Origin of the sequence: Marinobacter pelagius (assembly GCF_900114925.1) — a bacterium.
Taxonomy (GTDB): Bacteria; Pseudomonadota; Gammaproteobacteria; order Pseudomonadales; family Oleiphilaceae; genus Marinobacter; species Marinobacter pelagius.
In genome coordinates, this window is sequence record NZ_FOUR01000003.1 from 158,149 (window position 1) to 175,901 (window position 17,753).

16 protein-coding genes are annotated in these 17,753 nt (G+C 60.9%); 13 read left to right on the forward strand and 3 right to left on the reverse strand.

Annotated elements, in window-relative coordinates; genetic code table 11:
- Positions 1-151: 151 nt before the first annotated feature.
- A complete protein-coding gene (locus BM254_RS17745) occupies positions 152-541 on the forward strand; it encodes a hypothetical protein (protein ID WP_175497218.1) in 390 nt (129 codons plus the stop codon).
- Here the strand turns inward: BM254_RS17745 and BM254_RS07705 are convergent.
- Positions 502-1,125, reverse strand: a complete 624-nt coding sequence (locus BM254_RS07705; protein ID WP_092001227.1) for a TetR/AcrR family transcriptional regulator — start codon at positions 1,123-1,125, stop codon at positions 502-504. The two genes, BM254_RS17745 and BM254_RS07705, sit on opposite strands and share 40 nt — an antisense overlap.
- 140 nt (positions 1,126-1,265) lie before the next feature.
- Between BM254_RS07705 and BM254_RS07710 the strand changes: the two genes are divergently transcribed.
- From BM254_RS07710 to BM254_RS07740, 8 genes are all read left to right on the forward strand, one after another.
- Positions 1,266-3,077, forward strand: coding sequence for an acyclic terpene utilization AtuA family protein (locus BM254_RS07710; RefSeq protein WP_092001231.1), 1,812 nt, complete (start codon positions 1,266-1,268; stop codon positions 3,075-3,077).
- Entirely contained in the window at positions 3,074-3,940 is an 867-nt protein-coding gene (locus BM254_RS07715) for an SDR family oxidoreductase (RefSeq protein ID WP_092001235.1), read from the forward strand. Before BM254_RS07710 ends, BM254_RS07715 begins: the two co-directional genes overlap by 4 nt.
- Positions 3,941-3,950: 10 nt before the next feature.
- Positions 3,951-5,567 carry an acyl-CoA carboxylase subunit beta gene (locus BM254_RS07720; RefSeq protein WP_092001238.1) on the forward strand — a complete coding sequence of 539 codons (1,617 nt, stop codon included), beginning with the start codon at positions 3,951-3,953 and terminating at the stop codon, positions 5,565-5,567.
- A 451-nt stretch (positions 5,568-6,018) separates the two neighbouring features.
- Entirely contained in the window at positions 6,019-7,179 is a 1,161-nt protein-coding gene (gene atuD, locus BM254_RS07725) for a citronellyl-CoA dehydrogenase (protein WP_092001241.1), read from the forward strand.
- Positions 7,180-7,339: 160 nt separating this feature from the next.
- Complete coding sequence (locus BM254_RS07730) at positions 7,340-8,161, forward strand: enoyl-CoA hydratase/isomerase family protein (protein WP_092001244.1); 822 nt, start codon at positions 7,340-7,342, stop codon at positions 8,159-8,161.
- A complete protein-coding gene (locus BM254_RS17750) occupies positions 8,158-8,322 on the forward strand; it encodes a hypothetical protein (RefSeq protein ID WP_175497219.1) in 165 nt (54 codons plus the stop codon). The genes BM254_RS07730 and BM254_RS17750 overlap by 4 nt, the downstream gene beginning before the upstream one ends.
- Positions 8,316-10,271, forward strand: a complete 1,956-nt coding sequence (locus BM254_RS07735) for an acetyl/propionyl/methylcrotonyl-CoA carboxylase subunit alpha (RefSeq protein ID WP_092001247.1) — start codon at positions 8,316-8,318, stop codon at positions 10,269-10,271. Before BM254_RS17750 ends, BM254_RS07735 begins: the two co-directional genes overlap by 7 nt.
- Complete coding sequence (locus tag BM254_RS07740; RefSeq protein ID WP_092001251.1) at positions 10,268-12,094, forward strand: long-chain-acyl-CoA synthetase; 1,827 nt, start codon at positions 10,268-10,270, stop codon at positions 12,092-12,094. Before BM254_RS07735 ends, BM254_RS07740 begins: the two co-directional genes overlap by 4 nt.
- 394 nt (positions 12,095-12,488) lie before the next feature.
- Here BM254_RS07740 and BM254_RS07745 read toward each other — a convergent pair whose 3' ends face one another.
- Complete coding sequence (locus BM254_RS07745; RefSeq protein WP_092001254.1) at positions 12,489-13,469, reverse strand: NADPH:quinone oxidoreductase family protein; 981 nt, start codon at positions 13,467-13,469, stop codon at positions 12,489-12,491.
- Between the two features lie 148 nt (positions 13,470-13,617).
- Positions 13,618-14,187 carry a BLUF domain-containing protein gene (locus BM254_RS07750; RefSeq protein WP_092001256.1) on the reverse strand — a complete coding sequence of 190 codons (570 nt, stop codon included), beginning with the start codon at positions 14,185-14,187 and terminating at the stop codon, positions 13,618-13,620.
- A 201-nt stretch (positions 14,188-14,388) separates the two neighbouring features.
- On the opposite strand from BM254_RS07750, the gene BM254_RS07755 reads away from it, so the two are divergent.
- From BM254_RS07755 to BM254_RS07770, 4 genes are all read left to right on the forward strand, one after another.
- On the forward strand, positions 14,389-15,006 hold the full coding sequence (locus BM254_RS07755) for a trimeric intracellular cation channel family protein (RefSeq protein WP_092001259.1): 618 nt from the start codon (positions 14,389-14,391) through the stop codon (positions 15,004-15,006).
- A 151-nt stretch (positions 15,007-15,157) separates the two neighbouring features.
- Entirely contained in the window at positions 15,158-16,456 is a 1,299-nt protein-coding gene (locus BM254_RS07760; RefSeq protein ID WP_092001263.1) for an NCS2 family permease, read from the forward strand.
- Positions 16,457-16,486: 30 nt separating this feature from the next.
- Positions 16,487-17,029, forward strand: a complete 543-nt coding sequence (locus BM254_RS07765) for an adenine phosphoribosyltransferase (protein WP_092001266.1) — start codon at positions 16,487-16,489, stop codon at positions 17,027-17,029.
- Positions 17,030-17,052: 23 nt separating this feature from the next.
- Entirely contained in the window at positions 17,053-17,715 is a 663-nt protein-coding gene (locus tag BM254_RS07770; RefSeq protein ID WP_092001269.1) for a fumarylacetoacetate hydrolase family protein, read from the forward strand.
- Positions 17,716-17,753: the final 38 nt, after the last annotated feature.

Genomic DNA, 17,753 nt, shown 5'->3' on the forward strand with positions numbered 1-17,753 from the left:
TCGGATGGCTAAACGTTGATATGCTTCAATCGCATCCTCCGAGGGAGTTGGAATTGCAAACATCCCTGTTTGAGTAACGCGGACAATTAGATGTTTCCGCCTGCTCGCGTGTGTGTAGTGGTCAGCTATTCCTATCGAGCCAAGCCCTCTTGTGGATCTTGGGCGCGCGAATGTTCGCTTCTGTTTATTCCCGGCCATCACTAATCAATCTCACCCAGTATCTTTTGATGGCTTTCATGAAGCCGAGAGGCAATATTTCCGTACCGACCCCATCTTTTACCTGCCCCAGGACATTCGCTTGAAAACCGAGCTTGTCCAGCCATTCATCCGTCAAGACGGTCTGCAACGCCTTAATCCCGTTGTCGGAGCAAATGCCTTTCAAGGACGGGAGCAACTCGGCGCTCGTTTCGGACTGGGCTTCGCTATACGCAGTGGGGCGCTTGTCGATGACAATTTGGGTTTAGTTCTTGAGCATGTTGGCGTCGCTCTTGCAGACGCCTTTCAGGGCGTTGCCGGAAATCCGAGCATGGCCATGACCTGATCGGTGAGCCCATCCAGGGTCAGCCCACCCCGCTCCGGCCGGTACCAGGTGACGGTCCAGCTCAGGGCGCCGGTCAGCATGCGCCGAACCACGAAAGGCTCCGCCAGTAGCCGGCCCTGGTCTCGCAGGGCACCGAGCACATCCAGCCAGAGCGCTTCATAGATATCCCGCAGCTCCAGAACGTCCGCCTGGGAATCCGCGGAGAGGCTTCGCCACTCGAAGACCAGAACCGCCATGGCTTCACCGGTCTGGCCATTAATGGATTCCAGCTCGGCACGAACCAGTGCCCGGAGCTTGTCTTTCGGGGTTTCGGCCGCCTCCATGGCCGCCTGCATCAGGGCGGTATTCAACCGGATGGTCTCCACCATCACCGCCTTGAGGATTTCCTCCTTGGTGCGGAAATGGTGAAACAGGCTGCCGGACTGGATGCCCACGGCAGCGGCCAGATCCCGGACCGTGGTGCGCTCATACCCCTTCTCCCGGAACAAACGGGCTGCTTCCTTCAACAACCGCCCACGGGCTCCTTTGGGGTCGGAAACGAGGTTTTCGGCAATGAGGGACTGGAGGATCTGATTCTGGCTCACTAAGGCTGTCCGGTTGGCTGATGAGGCCTTTAATACTACCTCAAATTTGCCTGTTTACAAACCAAGCGCTTGCTTGGTATTGTCATTTCCATCCTCCGATAAACCCGCGGGATGCGGGCGACAAAAACAAGGCAGAGAAGATGTCAGATTCCAACCGCAACACCGTGCGCATCGGCTGCTCCGCCGCCTTCTGGGGCGACACCGAGACCGCCGCCGCCCAGCTGGTCAGGAAGGGCAATATCGACTACCTGGTGGCGGATTACCTGGCCGAGATCACCATGTCGATCATGGCCGGCCAGAAGATGAAGGACCCCACCCAGGGTTATGCCCGGGATTTTGTCCAGACCGTGATGGGCCCCTTGCTTGGCGAGATCAAAGAGAAAGGTATCCGGGTACTGGCCAATGCCGGCGGCGTGAATCCGGTGGCCTGCCGCGATGCCCTCCAGGCGTTGTGTGAGAAGGCGGGTGTCGATCTCAAGATCGCCCTGGTACTCGGTGACGACCTGCTGATGAAGAAGAAAAAACTCTCCGACGCCGGCATCACCGAGATGACCACCGGCCAGCCCATGCCGGCCATGATGGTCAGCCTCAATGCCTACCTGGGCGCACCAGGCCTCGTGACCGCTCTGGAACAGGGGGCCGACATTGTCATCACCGGCCGCGTGGCGGACAGCGCGCTGGTGCTGGCACCGCTGGTGCATGAGTTCGGCTGGCAATGGGACGACTACGACAAACTCGCCCAGGGCAGCCTCGCCGGCCATCTGCTGGAATGCGGCGCCCAGGCAACCGGCGGTAACTTCACCGACTGGCAGGACGTCGCCGAAGGCTATGCCGACATGGGTTTCCCGATTGCCGAGGTCAGCGCCTCGGGCGACTTTGCCATCACCAAGCCCGAGGGTACCGGCGGCATGGTCAGTCGGGGCACCGTCGCGGAACAACTGGTCTATGAAATCGGCGACCCTCGTGCCTACCTGCTCCCCGACGTGGTGTGTGATTTCACCGGCGTCACCCTCGAAGAGTCCGGCCCCGACCGGGTAACGGTCAAAGGGGCCCGTGGCCAGGCTCCCACCGACAGTTACAAGGTCTCCGGCACCTGGCCAGACGGATTCAAATGCACCGTCACCTTCCTGCTGGCCGGTCTCGATGCCCGCAACAAGGCGCAGACCGTGGCCGAGGCTATTCTCGCGAAGACTTCCCACATGTTCAGCGAGCGGAGCCTGCCCGATTACTCCGAAACCAGCATCGAACTGCTGGGCACCGAGACCACCTACGGCGCCCATGCCCGGGGTCAGGATTGCCGGGAAGTGGTGGTTAAGATCAGCACCGCCCACCCGAAGAAAGAGGCCCTGGTATTGTTCTCCCGGGAAATCGCCCAGGCCGCCACCGGTATGGCGCCGGGGATCACCGGTATAGTGGGCGGGCGGCCGACCGTCTGGCCCAAGATCCGGCTCTGGTCCTGCCTGGTTCCAAAGACCGACGTATCGGTGACCGTGGATCTGGAAGGCGAACAGTCGCCGGTCGACATCCGCACCGATGGCGGTTTCGACCCTGAAAAACTGCCAGAGCTTGCCGAGTCCGACACTGTTTCGGAAACCGATCTGGTCGTTCCCCTGATCGAACTGGCCTGGGCCCGTAGCGGCGACAAGGGCGATCACAGCAACATCGGCGTCATCGCCCGCGACCCGGCCTTCAAGCCCTACATCGCTTCCGCCCTGACCGAAGCCGCCGTCGCGGACTGGATGGCCCATACCCTGAATCCCGAAACCGGCAAGGTGACCCGGTGGGCCATGCCCGGGCTGCATGCCTTCAACTTCCTGCTGGAACACAGCCTCGGGGGCGGCGGTGTCGCGAGCCTGCGCATCGATCCCCAAGGCAAGGCCTTCGCCCAGCAACTTCTGGAATTCCCCGTGCCCATCAGTCGGGCCGTGTATGAAAAAGGACAAAAACGATGAGTTATCGCTCTGTATTCCAGCCGGACCTGTTCAAAGACCACGTCTACATCGTCACCGGCGGTGGCTCCGGTATCGGCCGGTGCACCGCCCACGAACTGGCCGCCCTGGGCGCCCGGGTCGCGCTGGTAGGCCGCAAGCAGGAGAAAGTTGATGCGGTGAAGGCGGAGATCACCGAGGACGGCGGCACCGCTTCCGCTCATGCGTGCGATATCCGCGAAGAAGAGTCGGTCAAAGCCACGGTCGCCGCCATTATCACCGAACACGGCAGCCTGAACGGCGTGGTGAACAATGCCGGCGGCCAGTTTGCCTCACCCCTGACCGGCATCAACCAGAAAGGCTGGGAAACCGTGGTCCGGACCAACCTCACCGGCGGCTTTCTGATGGCCCGTGAGGCCTACACCCAGGCCCTGAGTAAAACCGGCGGCGCCATCGTCAATATTGTCGCCGACATGTGGGGCGGCATGCCCGGCATGGGCCACTCCGGCGCAGCCCGGGCCGGCATGGTCAATTTCACCCAGACCGCCGCTGTGGAATGGGCTCCGTCCGGTGTCCGTGTCAACGCCGTGGCTCCGGGCTGGATCGCCTCCAGCGGCATGGACAACTATCCCGCCCATATGAAGAACTGGATCCGCAGCCTGGCCGATGCCGTGCCGATCAAGCGCCTGGGCACCGAATCCGAAGTCAGCGCCGCCATCTGCTTCCTGCTCAGCCCGGCCGCGGCCTTCATCTCCGGTGATTGCCTGAGAATTGACGGTGCCGCTTCCCAGGGTGGCCGGGTCTGGCCCATGCCCAAAGCCAAGAACAACGAGGCCTGGAACGGCTTCCACCGCGCCGTCACGCCGAAGGTACTGAGCGAGGACTGAGGAAACAGATATGCAGGTACTAGAAACCACGGTAAATCCCCAGTCCGACGACTTCCGGGCCAACGCCGAAGCCATGGAAGCCCACATCCGCACATTCCGCGAGGTGGAGCAGAAAGTGCTGGACCTGGCCGAATCGGCACGGGAAAAATTCACCAAACGGGGCAAACTCCTGCCCCGTGACCGGATCAACCGGTTGCTGGACCGGGGCAGCGAATTCCTGGAACTCTGCTCCCTGGCCGGCTACAAGATGCACGACGACAAGGACGGCTCCCAGGCCGGCGGCGGCATTATTGCCGGCATCGGCACAGTAAGCGGCGTCCGCTGCCTGGTCGTGGCCAGCAACAGCGCCATCAAGGGCGGCACGATCACCCCGGCCGGCCTGGACAAGACCCTGCGGCTGCAGCAGATCGCCATGGAAAACAAACTGCCAGTGGTGTCCCTGTCCGAAAGCGGCGGCGCCAACCTCAACTACGCCACCGACATTTTCGTGCTCGGGGCCCGAGGCTTCGCCAACCAGGCCCGCATGTCCGCCGCCGGCATCCCCCAGGTCACCGTGGTCCACGGCAACGCCACTGCCGGAGGCGCCTACCAGCCCGGGCTCTCGGACTATGTGATCACCGTGCGCGAACAGGCCAAGATGTTCCTGGCCGGCCCGCCCCTGCTGAAAGCCGCCACCGGCGAAGTGGCCACCGATGAGGAGCTGGGCGGCGCCGAAATGCACGCCACCGTCGCCGGCACCGCCGAATACCTGGCCGAAGACGATGCCGACGGCATCCGCCAGGCCCGGGAAATCCTCGGCGCCCTGCCCTGGAACGAACACCTGCCGCCCCAGCGGGAAATGGCGTGGGAACAGCCTTTGTATCCGGCCGAAGAACTAATGGGCGTGATCCCCGCCGATTCCAAGAAACCCTACGACGTCCGGGAAATCCTCGCCCGCATCGCCGACGGCTCGCGGTTCCTGGATTTCAAGAACGGCTACGACGACCAGACTGTGTGCGGCACCATCCGGATTGAAGGCCATTCCGTCGGCATCATCGGCAACAACGGCCCGATCACCCCCGAAGGCTCCACCAAGGCCGCCCAGTTCATCCAGCTCTGCGACCAGGCCGGCACCCCGATCCTGTTCCTGCACAACACCACCGGTTTCATGGTGGGGACCCACTCGGAACAGAACGGCATCATCAAACACGGGTCAAAGATGATTCAGGCGGTGGCGAACTGCCGGGTGCCCAAGTTCGCAATTGTGGTTGGCGGTTCCTATGGTGCAGGTAACTACGCGATGTGCGGCCGTGGCCTCGATCCCCGTTTCATCTTCGCCTGGCCCAACAGCCGGACGGCCGTCATGGGTCCTGCGCAGGCGGGCAAGGTGATGCGCATCGTAGCGGAGGAGAAGCAGCGCCGGGGCGGCATGGAGCCGGATGCGAAGACTCTGGATTTCCTGGAGCAGGCGACGGCCAAGAAACTGGAGGATGGGTCTACGGCTCTGTACGGAACAGCCCGTCTCTGGGATGACGGCCTGATTGACCCACGGGATACCCGGCGGGTTCTGGCTCTGGTTCTGTCAGTCTGTCGCGAGGCGGAACAGCGGCAGCTACGGCCCAATAGTTATGGTGTGGCCCGGTTTTAAAGTCTGCCTCGGGAGTCCGACTCCTAATGCAAGACTGCGAGTATCGGGGGTGCACTGTCTGGGAAACGGTGGCCAAAAACCGCTACGAGCACGTCCATGTGCGCTTGTTTCAGGCCATCCTTGGCCTTCAACATTTTTGGCCACCGTTTCCCAGACAGCGCGACCAAGTCACGAGTTAACGCGACTCGGTCATCAAAGCGCCGATTTCAGAATTCGAAGAACGGGGAACAAAGCAAACAAACTGCCAGAATGCAGCAACAAATTTGAGGATTGGAGCGGCTGTGGGGGTGGGGCTTCAGAAAATGTAGAGGGCCATGGATGGCCCGAAACAAGCGCACATGGACGTGCTTGTAGCGGTTTTCTGAAGCCCCACCCCCACAGCCGCCACCCAGGTTAACGGACCTGCACCCATAGGAGCAGGCCAGGACTAACAAAAACGGAGAACAAGAACGTGAAATTCACAGCCGAACACGAAGCCCTGAGGAAAACGGTAAGAGACTTCGTCGAAAAAGAGATCAACCCCTACTGCGACGAGTGGGAAGAAGCCGGCGAGTTTCCCATCCATGATTTGTTCAAGAAACTCGGCAACCTCGGCATCCTCGGCATCCAGAAGCCCGAGGAATACGGGGGCATGGGCCTCGATTACAGCTACAACCTGGTGGCGGCCGAGGAACTGGGAACGGCGCTCTGTGGTGGCGTGCCACTGGCCATCGGTGTGCAGACCGATATGTGCACCCCCGCCCTCGCCCGGTTCGGCTCCGACGAACTTAAACGAGACTTCCTGGCCCCGGCCATTGCCGGTGACATGGTGGGCTGCATCGGCGTAAGCGAGGTCGGCGCCGGTTCGGACGTTGCCGGTCTGAAGACCACCGCTAAGAAAGACGGCGATGATTACATCATCAACGGCTCGAAGATGTGGATCACCAACTCGCCCAAGGCGGACTTCATCTGCCTGCTGGCCAACACCAGCGACGACAAGCCGCACAAGAATAAGTCTCTGATCGTGGTGCCGATGAACTCCCCTGGCATCACCTTCAGTCCGCATCTGAACAAACTGGGCATGCGCTCCTCGGAAACCGCCCAGATCTTCTTCGACGATGTCCGGGTGCCCCAGCGTAACCGGATCGGGGCCGAGGGCACAGGTTTCATGATGCAGATGCTGCAGTTCCAGGAGGAGCGGATGTGGGGCGCGGCCAATGTCATCAAGGCGCTGGAGGTCTGTATCGACAAGACCATCGAGTACTGCCGGGAGCGCAAGACCTTCGGTCAGCCGCTGCTGGATAACCAGTACATCCATTTCCGGCTGGCTGAGCTGCAGACCGAGGTGGAGGCCCTTCGGGCGCTGACCTACCAGGCCTGCGAGCTTCACATTGCCGGCAAGGACGTGACCAGGCTGGCGTCCATGGCCAAGCTCAAGGCCGGGCGTCTGGGTCGCGAGGTGACGGACAGCTGCCTGCAGTACTGGGGTGGTAACGGTTACATGTGGGACAACCCCGTGTCACGGGCTTACCGGGATGTCCGCCTGGTGTCCATCGGCGGTGGTGCCGACGAAATCATGCTCGGGATTATCTGCAAGCTGATGGGCACGTTGCCTGGTAAGCGGCGCGACTGACCAGAGCCAAACTCGGTGCATGGTCGGCAGCCCGGAAGCACTTGCCAGGACACGCTACGAGCACGTCCATGTGCGCTCGTTTCGGGCCGTCCTTGGCCCTCAACGGTCCTGGCAAGTGCTTCCGGGCTGCCGACCCCAAATTTAGTGCGTGGAGTCACAAATGGAACAGTTACCTCATTGCGAAACGCTTCTTCTTGAAAAACAGGGCCCAACCCTGTTTTTAACCATCAACCGCCCCGATGTCCGCAACGCCATGAGCCTGCAAATGGTGGCGGAGCTGGCGACGATCTTCACCCAGATCGAACACGACGAAACCATCCGCGCCGTCGTCATCCGCGGTGCCGGAGGCCATTTCTGCGCCGGCGGCGACATCAAGGACATGGCCGGGGCGCGGGGCCAGAAACCGGAAGAGGGCCAGCACGACCCGTTCTACAAACTGAACCGGGCCTTCGGCCAGATGATCGAGCAAGTCAACCAATCCTCAAAAGTCGTTATCGCGGTGACCGAAGGTGCGGTTATGGGTGGAGGCTTCGGCCTGGCCTGCGTATCCGACGTCGCCATCGCCGGACCCACGGCTAAATTCGGGATGCCGGAAACCACCCTGGGCGTTATCCCGGCACAGATCGCTCCGTTCGTAGTGGAACGCATTGGTCTGACTCAGGCGCGGCGGCTGGCCCTGCTCGGCCTTCGAATCGACGCCAAAGAAGCCTGCGCCCTGGGCATCGTCCATCAGGTTGCGGAAACAGACGAAGAGCTAGACCAACTCCTGGAACAGGCCCTTGAACGCGTCCGCCTTTGCGCCCCCAACGCCACGGCCGAGACCAAGGCGCTGCTGCACCGGGTCGGCCACGAACCGATGCATAAACTCCTGGACAGCGCTGCGGAAAAATTCGCAGAGGCCATCCGTGGTGCGGAAGGTGCCGAAGGCACCATGGCGTTCATGCAAAAACGCGAACCAAAGTGGGCAGGCGACACCGAATGATCGCGGAAGCAGCGGTGTGCCGGGAGGCGTTCCAGAAAATGTTGAAGGCCAAGGATGGCCTGAAACAAGCGCACATGGACGTGCTCGTAGCGGTTTTCTGGAACGCCTCCCGGCACACCGCTGCGGACTTGCACCCAACTCAGAGAAAACCACAATGCTAAAAAAACTCCTGATAGCCAACCGAGGCGAAATCGCCGTAAGGGTGATCCGCACTGCCAAAGCCCTGGGCTACCGCACCGTCGCGGTCTACTCCGAAGCGGACGCCAACGCCATGCACGTGGAACTGGCCGACGAAGCCGTCTGCATCGGCCCGGCGCAGGTCTCAGCTTCCTACCTGAATGCCGAAGCCATACTCGATGCGGCACGGAAAACCGGTGCCGACTGCGTTCACCCCGGTTACGGCTTCCTTTCGGAGAACTCCGCCTTCGCCAAAGCCTGCAAAGACGCCGGCCTGGTCTTCGTCGGCCCGCCCGAATCCGCCATTGAACTGATGGGCAGCAAACGCCGCTCCAAGATCGCCATGCAGGAAGCCGGCGTCCCCGTCGTTCCCGGTTACGAGGGTGACAACGCCAGCGACGACGAGCTGATCCAGGCCGCAACCGATATCGGTTTCCCGCTGATGGTCAAGGCCTCCGCCGGCGGTGGCGGCCGGGGCATGCGGCTGGTTGAAAGCGAAGCCGAACTGGCTGACAACCTCAAACGAGCCCGCTCCGAGGCCAAACAGGCCTTCGGTGACGACGAACTGATCCTGGAAAAAGCGGTTATCGAACCCCGGCACGTGGAAATCCAGGTGTTCGCAGACCGCCACGGCAACGCCGTCTACCTGGGCGAGCGGGACTGCTCCGTGCAACGGCGCCATCAGAAAGTGGTCGAGGAAGCGCCTTCCCCCTTCGTCACTCCCGAGCTCCGACAGGCCATGGGTGAAGCCGCCGTGCGGGCCGCGCTGGCCTGTGGCTATGAAGGCGCCGGCACGGTGGAATTTCTCGTAGACATGGACCGCAACTTCTACTTCCTCGAAATGAACACCCGCCTGCAGGTGGAACACCCGGTCACCGAACTGATCACCGGCCAGGACCTGGTCGCCTGGCAGCTTGCCGTTGCCGAGGGGCAGCCCCTGCCGCTGACCCAGGAGGAGATCACACTCAATGGCCATGCCATCGAAGTGCGCCTCTACGCTGAGGACCCGGCCCACGGCTTCACCCCGCAAACCGGGGAAATCCACCGGTTTGAACCTGCTGAAGGTGAAGGCCTGCGCTACGACACGGGTGTCCGCTCGGGCGATACGGTCAGTCCCCATTACGACCCCATGCTGGCTAAAGTCATCGCCTGGGGCCAGACACGGGACGAGGCCCGCCGCCGGCTGATCCGCGCTCTCGAAGACACAACCGTATTCGGTGTCACCACCAACCGCTGGTTCCTCAGTCGGATCATCGCCGATGACACCTTCGGCGCTGGTGAAGCCACCACGGGCTTCCTGCAAAGCGCGTTCGCCGACGATCCCTCCCTGTCACCGCAAAAACTCAGCATCCGGGAACTGGCCCTGAGCGCCTGCGCCCTGGGCCTTGGCAATTCGGGCCAAGGCGGCTGGAGTAACGCGCCCGCCACGGTGATACCAATCAAGCTGGAGGTCCAAGGCGAAACCCTCGAACTGAAGGTTCGCAAAAGCGGCACCAGCCTGTCCGTGAGCCATGGTGACGAGGAATACCATCTGGAGGTCCATAGCCACTGCGATGGCCTGTTATGCATTATCGACAATGGTGTTCGTCAGCGTTGCCAATACCACCGGCAAGGCGATTCCCTATATTTGCAGGCGTTCGGCCAGTCCTGGTCGGTGCGGGATGTGACCCACCAACCAGCGGCTGGCAGCGCCGGCACCGGGAGCGGAAAGCTCCAGGCCAGCATGGACGGGGCTATCATTGATGTACTGGTGGCCGAAGGCGACACCGTGGAACAGGGCCAGACCCTGGTCATCCTCGAAGCCATGAAAATGGAACACCCGGTCAAGGCCGACCGGCCTGGCGTGGTCGCCGGCGTGCATACCCGTGCCGGGGAACAGGTCAGACGCAGCCAACTCCTGGTGGAAATCACCGTTATTGAAGAGAAAACATGAACCAAGACACCGTATCTGCCCGAGACATCTTCCGCAGCCTGCCCGGCGTCCTCCGCCGGTTTCCCGCCATTGCGAAGGGACTGTACTACTACTCCGTGAAGGATGAGAACGCAGACCTGACCCTGGGCAAGCTGATCGAGCAGAACGCTGAGAAGTACGGCAACCGGCCCGCCATCCTGTTCGAGGACCGATCCATCACCTGGAGCGAACTCGATACCTGGAGCAACCGCATCGCCCACTATCTGAAAGACAAGGGGCTGGTAAAGGGCGAGGCCATTGCCGTACTGCTGGAGAACCGGCCCGAACTGCTGGCCGTAGTCGCCGGCGCGGCCAAGGTCGGCATTGCCTGTGCCATGCTCAACACGTCCCAGAAGGGCAAGGTACTGGCCCACAGCATCAACCTGATCCAGCCTCGCATGGTGGTGGTCGGTGAAGAGCTGGTGGAACACATCGAGGACATCCGCGCAGACATTCGCCCCCGGCACAGTCAGCCATTCCAGTTCCTGGCGGACACCAACACCATGAACAGCTTCGGCGACGCTCCAGCCGGCTATACCAACATGGCGGAGCAGATCAGCAGCTATTCAGGCACCCGTCCACTGGTAAGCAACCCGCCCACCATGGGCGATACCGCCATCTACCTGTTCACCTCCGGCACCACCGGCCTGCCCAAGGCCGCCCCCGGCTCGCACCGAAAGTTCGTCAAAGCCTACGGCGGCTTCGGCATGATGTCCCTGGCCATGGAGCCGGAGGACGTTCTCTACTGCACTCTGCCCCTGTACCACGGCACCGCCCTGCTGGTGTGCTGGGGCTCGGTACTGGCCGGCGGCTCCGCCATCGCCCTGCGCCGCAAGTTCTCCGCCACCGCCTTCTGGGACGACGTGCGCCGCTACAACGCCACTACCTTCGGCTACGTGGGCGAACTCTGCCGCTACCTGCTGAACCAGCCGCCGAGTGACCAGGACCGCAACCACAGCCTGACCAAGATGATCGGCAACGGCCTGCGCCCGTCCATCTGGAAAGAATTCAAGGAGCGCTTCGGTATCGAGACCGTGGCGGAACTCTACGCCTCGTCCGAGGGCAATATCGGCTTCAGCAACTTCTTCAACATGGACAACACCGTTGGCTTCTCCACCGCGCCCTACAAACTGGTGAAGTACCACGAAGGCACCCGGGACCCGATTCGCAACGGCAAAGGCAAACTGGAAGAGGTCAAAAAGGGCGAACCGGGCCTGCTGATCGGTGAAATCACCAAAAAATGGTCGTTCGAGGGCTACACCCAGAAGGAAGCCACGGAGCAATCCATCCTCCGGGATGCCTTCAAGAAGGGCGATGCCTGGTTCAATACCGGCGACGTACTCAAGGAGATCGGTTTCGGACACCTGCAGTTCGTGGATCGGATGGGAGACACGTTCCGCTGGAAGGGGGAGAACGTCTCGACCACGGAGGTGGAGAACATCATCGATGGCTCCGGCATGGTGGAGGAAGCCATTGTCTATGGTGTGGAGATCCCCGGGACGAACGGCAAGGCCGGCATGGTCACCCTGGTGCCCCACAACAACGGCAAGGATTTCGACGTCAACCGTCTGTTCGCCTACCTGCAGGCCAATTTGCCGCCCTACGCGGTACCGGTGTTTGTCCGCGTAACCCGCGCCATCGAGAAAACGGGTACCTTCAAGTACCGGAAGGTTGATATCCAGAAGCTCGGTTACTCGCTCCGACCCCGTGAAGAGGTCTACGCCTGGTTGCCGGGGACTTCTGGCTACACCTTGGTTGATTCTGAGCTGGTTTCTCGGATTGATGCTGGGGAGGTTCGGTTCTGACTTTTGGCGGGCCCGTTTGTTTTGGCCCTAGCCTTCTGGGTTAGCGGTGTGGTGAGGGTGGGCGGCCCCTCCCAAAAACCGCTACAAGCACGTCCGTGTGCGCTTGTTTCGGGCCGTCCCTGGCCCTCTACATTTTTGGGAGGGGCCACCCACCCTCACCGTCAGGCTTCAGAGATATAGTCATAAAGGCATGAGCGGAAAACACCCGGCCGTTCATTGACGACTATCCCGAAAGATTCGAAAGCCCTGCTGGGGCGGACTTCCCAAAAATGTTGAAGGCCAGGGATGGCCTGAAACAAGCGCACATGGACGTGCTCGTAGCGGTTTTTGGGAAGTCCGCCCCAGCAGGGCCTACTCCGAATCCAGCAGGCTAGGGCCCAGATTCACGGCCCACTCAAGAACCGACCTTGAGCACCACCTTACCGGTAGCCTTGCGACCAGTGAGCGCCCCCAAGGCCTCCACGTAATCCTCGAATTCGTAGACGGCACTGATTTTGGGATCGATCTTGCCTTCGGAGAAAAGCTTCATCAGATCCATCATGTTCTGGGCACTGACCTCCGGCTCGCGACGGGTGAAGTCGCCCCAGAATACACCAACCACGGAACAGCCCTTTAGCAACGTCAGGTTTGCCGGAATCTTCGGAATCTCGCCGGCGGCGAAGCCGACGATGAGGTGGCGGCCGTTCCAGGCCATGGCGCGCAGGGCCTGTTCGGTGAAGTCGCCGCCGACGGGGTCGTAGATGACATCCACGCCTTTGCCCTTGGTGAGTTTCTTGGCGGTTTCCTTCAGGGGTTCTTCGGAGTAGTTGATCAGCTCATCGGCGCCGGCTTCTTTGGCGACCGCCAGTTTCTCGGCCGAGCTGGCTGCGGCGATGACTTTTGCACCCATGGCTTTGCCGAGTTCAACGGTGGCCAGGCCCACGCCGCCGCTGGCGCCGAGCACCAGCAGGGTTTCGCCCGGCTGGAGGTTGGCCCGCTGTTTGAGGGCGTGGTAGGACGTGCCGTATACCATGGTGAAGGCGGCGGCTTTCTCATCGGACATGCCGTCCGGCACTGGCAGGAGGTTGTCTTCTGCGGTCACCACTTCCTCTGCGAAGGCGCCGTGACCGGTGAGGCCGGCGACCCGGTCACCGATCTTGAAGCGGGTGACTTTCTCGCCCACCTCGATAACTTCGCCCGCCATTTCGCCGCCCGGCGAGAACGGCAGGGGCGGTTTGAACTGGTACTTGTTCTCGATGATCAGGGTGTCGGGGAAGTTCAGGCCCGCTGCCTTGACGCGGACTTTCACGCCTCTGCCCTTCACTTCCGGGCTGGCTACTTCTTCAATGACCAGTTTGTCGGCGGGCCCGTATTCCTTGCAGAGTATGGCTTTCATGGATTCTCCCGAGATTGTTTATTGTTCGACCGGCGGTTCCGGAATTCTTGATAGAGGTCAAACTAAACACTCCCGGGCCATGAGGCAAATCAGGATCCTTTATTTTTCAGAATAAACGCGGCTTATTGTCGGGCTGTTCCGCGCGTGCTCAGAGCAGCGATCCGGCATAGATGAGCGCGCCAACCAGGCAGAGCGCCGCGGCGATCAGGCCGAACTTCAGGGCCGGGGAAAAACCCGAAGGTTTGCCGGCGGGAGCAGTAACCGATTCGTCGTGGTTGACCAGCTTCTGGTCATGGTTGGAGTCCCGGATAAGCTCGATCATCTCTTCACACTGATCGGCAGAGAATGCCTGGGGATTGAACTTGTCCAGCCCGTGGCGTTCCAGAAACTTTCGGACGTCGGCCGACAGCGGTACGTATTTCATGGACCAGTTGCTGAAGGTGCGCGCCTCGATGGGCTCTTCGATCAGGGTGAGGATGTTCCTGTGCCGATTGTCCCGCTTGATGCGGTCGAAGGTCTTCCGGACTTCCTCTTCTTCCCCCTCCAGATACTGGAAGAACCGGTCATTACCGTAGTACAGGCCTCCCACCAGCTTTGCTTTGGCGTTGTTGTTGCGGGACGTCAGCAGGATCCGGGCAACATGGGGCTCTACGCCTTTTTCGACGGGCTGGGCATCAAACGTGGCTTCACTGGCATAAGCCAGGCGTATCAGGGACATACTGCGTCTCCATTGAGTGGCGAAGGGAAAAGAGTAAGTTGGCTGCAAGATACGCTGGAACCTGTCGCCTCGGATCACAGGTATGCTTCGACCCGATGCCGGTGTGGGGGCCGGAGATGAATCAGAGGACGATTTCGGCTATCCTTCGCGCACCTGTCGCGGGCCTGCGCCCGTTCTGTTGTCTGTTTGCCGGGATCTTCCATGTTCGACATTATCTACCTGCTTGAGATGATCGGGGTCGTCGCCTTTGCCATTTCCGGCATGATCGTGGCGCGCTCCAAGAACATGGACCCTGTGGGTGTGTTTACCATCGGCTTTATCACGGCCCTCGGTGGCGGCACCCTGCGTGATCTGATCATGGACAACCACCCGCTGTACTGGATCAAGCACGAAGAGCAACCCATCCTGATCCTCGCCATGGCCATCGTGTTCAGTTACTGGAGCCGTGCCCACAGCCTGCGGGAGTCCCGCATTGTGTTTCCGGATGCCATCGGGCTGGGGATTTTTTCCATCCTGGGGGCGCAACTGGCGCTGGACCTGGGCCACTCCTGGTTCGTTGCTTCCCTGCTCGGAGTGATGACCGGAACCTTCGGTGGCGCCCTGCGGGATACCCTGTGCAACGAGGTGCCGTACATTTTCCGGAAGGACCAGATCTACGCTTCTATCTCGTTCGCGGGGTGCTGGCTGTACTTTGTCTGCCAATGGTCGCTGGAGAGCGAGGCCCTGGCACTGACCATCGGGCTGCTGTTCATCGTGATCGTCCGGATGCTGGCTGTCCGCTTCGATATTCGCCTGCAAAGGGACCCGAGCCAGCAATAGGCATATTTCTGTAATCCTGAACTGTCAATCATCCCTTGGCCTGAGAAAGCTCAGACGGTAACATTGCCGTTTTTTCACGCAATTCAAAACCGTTCGGCTCCAACCGGGCCCAAACTCCAACTTCCAGCATCCTGTGAGGCAGACATCCGTCATGCTTGAACGACTGTTCCAACTCCAGGCCCACGGCACCACCGTTCGTAAAGAAGTGGTTGCGGGCATCACCACCTTCCTGACCATGGCCTACATCATCGTGGTCAATCCTAGCATCCTGTCGTCCACCGGCATGGATTTCGGAGCGGTCTTCGTGGCCACCTGTCTGGCAGCCACCATTGGCACCCTGATCATGGGTCTGTGGGCCAACTACCCGATTGCCCTGGCTCCGGGCATGGGCCTGAACGCGTTCTTCTCGTTCACGGTGGTCGGCAGCATGGGCTACAGCTGGGAAGTGGCCCTGGGCGCGGTGTTCCTGTCCGGCTTCATCTTCTTCATCCTGAGCGTGGTGAAAGTCAGGGAGTGGCTGATCAACAGCATCCCGATGTCCCTGCGCTTCGGCATTTCCGCCGGTATCGGCTTCTTCCTGGCCCTGATTGCCCTGAAAAACGCCGGTATCGTGGTCGATCACCCCGCCACTCTGGTGGGCATGGGTGACATCAAGGTGGCTGAGAGTCTGCTGTTCTTTAGTGGCTTCGTGCTGATCTGTGCCCTGTCCTTCCGCAAGATTACCGGCGCCGTGATGATCGGTATTCTGGCCATCACTGTGGTTGCCATGATGCTGGGCATGGTCGAGTACAAGGGCTTTGTCTCCGCGCCACCAAGCCTGGCCCCGACGTTCATGCAGCTGGATCTGGCCGGTGCCTTCAATGTCGGCATGATCAGTGTGATCTTTGCCTTCCTGTTCGTGGACCTGTTTGATACCTCCGGCACCCTGATCGGCGCCGCCCAGCGCGGCGGCCTGCTGGACAAGGACGGCAAGCTGCCACGCCTGGGCCGTGCCCTGATGTCTGACTCCGTTGCCACCATGTCCGGCGCGGCGCTCGGTACCTCAACCACCACCAGCTACATTGAGTCCACTGCCGGTATTTCCGCCGGTGGCCGCACCGGCCTGACCGCGGTGGTAGTCGCGGTGCTTTTCCTGGCGTGTCTGCTGCTGTCACCGATTGCCAGCATCATTCCCCCGTATGCAACTGCGCCGGCACTTTTGTACGTAGCCGTGCTGATGGCCAGCGGTCTGAAACTGGTAGACTGGGACGACATTACCGACGCAGCACCGGCGATTGTCACCGCACTGACCATGCCGCTGACTTTCTCCATCGCCAACGGCATTGCCCTGGGCTTCATTACTTACGCGGTGATCAAGGCGTTGTCCGGCCGCTGGTCTGATCTCAATGCCAGCGTCGTAACCATTGCAGTTGTCTTCGTCCTGAAATTCATGTTCCTGGATGTCGCCTGAGCGGCATCCTGACCTGTTACCGGATACCCCATGGATTACTTCTCAGAGAGCATCAAACAGGCCATCCGCACCGTTCCGGACTGGCCGAAACCGGGCGTGACCTTCCGCGACATCACCACTGTCCTGCAGGACAAGACCGCGTTCCGGAAGCTGATCGACGCCTTCGTGCACCGTTACCATGGCGAAAAAATCGATGCCGTAGCCGCCGTCGACGCCCGGGGCTTCATCATCGGTTCGGCCCTGGCCTATGAGCTCAACGCTTCGTTGGTGCTGGTGCGCAAGAAAGGCAAGCTGCCCTTCGATACCCTGGTGGAAGACTACGAGCTGGAATACGGCACCGCCTCGGTAGAGCTGCACAAGGATGCGTTCAAGTCCGGCGACAAGGTGGTTCTGGTGGACGATCTGATCGCCACCGGCGGCACCATGCTTGCAGCCTCCCGCCTGATCCGACGCATTGGCGCCGAGATCGTGGAAGTAGCAGCGATGATTGACCTGCCGGACCTGGGCGGCTCCCGGAAGCTGCAGGAGGAAGGTCTTCAGGTCTATACTGTGTGTTCGTTCGAAGGAGACTGACCAACATCACACAGGAGGCGGCCATGCCCGATTACCAACACCACTGGAAGGATGGCACACCGGTCCATCTGCCCCTCGGCAAGATCGTCTGCATTGGCCGCAACTATGCCGAACACGCCAAGGAACTGAACAACCCGGTTCCGGACGAACCGCTGCTGTTCATCAAGCCCTCCACAGCGGCGGTTCACATAACCCGCCCCCTGGACATCCCCAAGGATCTTGGCGAGGTTCATTTTGAAACCGAACTGGCGGTGCTGATTGGTCGCCCCCTGACCAACGCTTCCGCCAGCGAGGCCGAATCGGCCATCCTTGGCTACGGCCTGGCGTTGGACCTTACCCTTCGGGATATCCAGAGCAAACTGAAGGAAAAGGGTCAGCCCTGGGAGCGGGCAAAGGCCTTTGACGGTGCTTGTCCCCTTTCACCCTTTGTCGCTGCCGACAAATTGCCTCGGGACAATATCCACTTCACCATGGACATCGACGGCGAACGCCGCCAGACCGGCGACACCCGGGACATGCTCAACCCTATAGTGCCCCTGATCGCCCATATCAGCAGCCACTTCTCCCTGATGCCCGGCGATGTGGTGCTGACCGGCACCCCGAAAGGCGTTGGCCCGCTGCGATCCGGCCAGACCCTGACTCTGGAACTGGAGGACTTGCTGTTCTTGCAAACAAAGGTAACCTGAACGGTCGTGACTGCCCGTTGCCAGTGACGATCCCTCTC

Coding starts and splice junctions, on each gene's coding strand:
- BM254_RS07760 (WP_092001263.1), top strand. CDS start 15,158: ATGCTTGAACGACTGTTCCAACTCCAGGCCCACGGCACCACCGTTCGT.
- BM254_RS07755 (WP_092001259.1), top strand. CDS start 14,389: ATGTTCGACATTATCTACCTGCTTGAGATGATCGGGGTCGTCGCCTTT.
- BM254_RS07715 (WP_092001235.1), top strand. CDS start 3,074: ATGAGTTATCGCTCTGTATTCCAGCCGGACCTGTTCAAAGACCACGTC.
- BM254_RS07740 (WP_092001251.1), top strand. CDS start 10,268: ATGAACCAAGACACCGTATCTGCCCGAGACATCTTCCGCAGCCTGCCC.
- BM254_RS07710 (WP_092001231.1), top strand. CDS start 1,266: ATGTCAGATTCCAACCGCAACACCGTGCGCATCGGCTGCTCCGCCGCC.
- BM254_RS07765 (WP_092001266.1), top strand. CDS start 16,487: ATGGATTACTTCTCAGAGAGCATCAAACAGGCCATCCGCACCGTTCCG.
- BM254_RS07750 (WP_092001256.1), bottom strand. CDS start 14,187: ATGTCCCTGATACGCCTGGCTTATGCCAGTGAAGCCACGTTTGATGCC.
- BM254_RS07745 (WP_092001254.1), bottom strand. CDS start 13,469: ATGAAAGCCATACTCTGCAAGGAATACGGGCCCGCCGACAAACTGGTC.
- BM254_RS17750 (WP_175497219.1), top strand. CDS start 8,158: ATGATCGCGGAAGCAGCGGTGTGCCGGGAGGCGTTCCAGAAAATGTTG.
- BM254_RS07770 (WP_092001269.1), top strand. CDS start 17,053: ATGCCCGATTACCAACACCACTGGAAGGATGGCACACCGGTCCATCTG.
- BM254_RS07730 (WP_092001244.1), top strand. CDS start 7,340: ATGGAACAGTTACCTCATTGCGAAACGCTTCTTCTTGAAAAACAGGGC.
- BM254_RS07735 (WP_092001247.1), top strand. CDS start 8,316: ATGCTAAAAAAACTCCTGATAGCCAACCGAGGCGAAATCGCCGTAAGG.
- BM254_RS07720 (WP_092001238.1), top strand. CDS start 3,951: ATGCAGGTACTAGAAACCACGGTAAATCCCCAGTCCGACGACTTCCGG.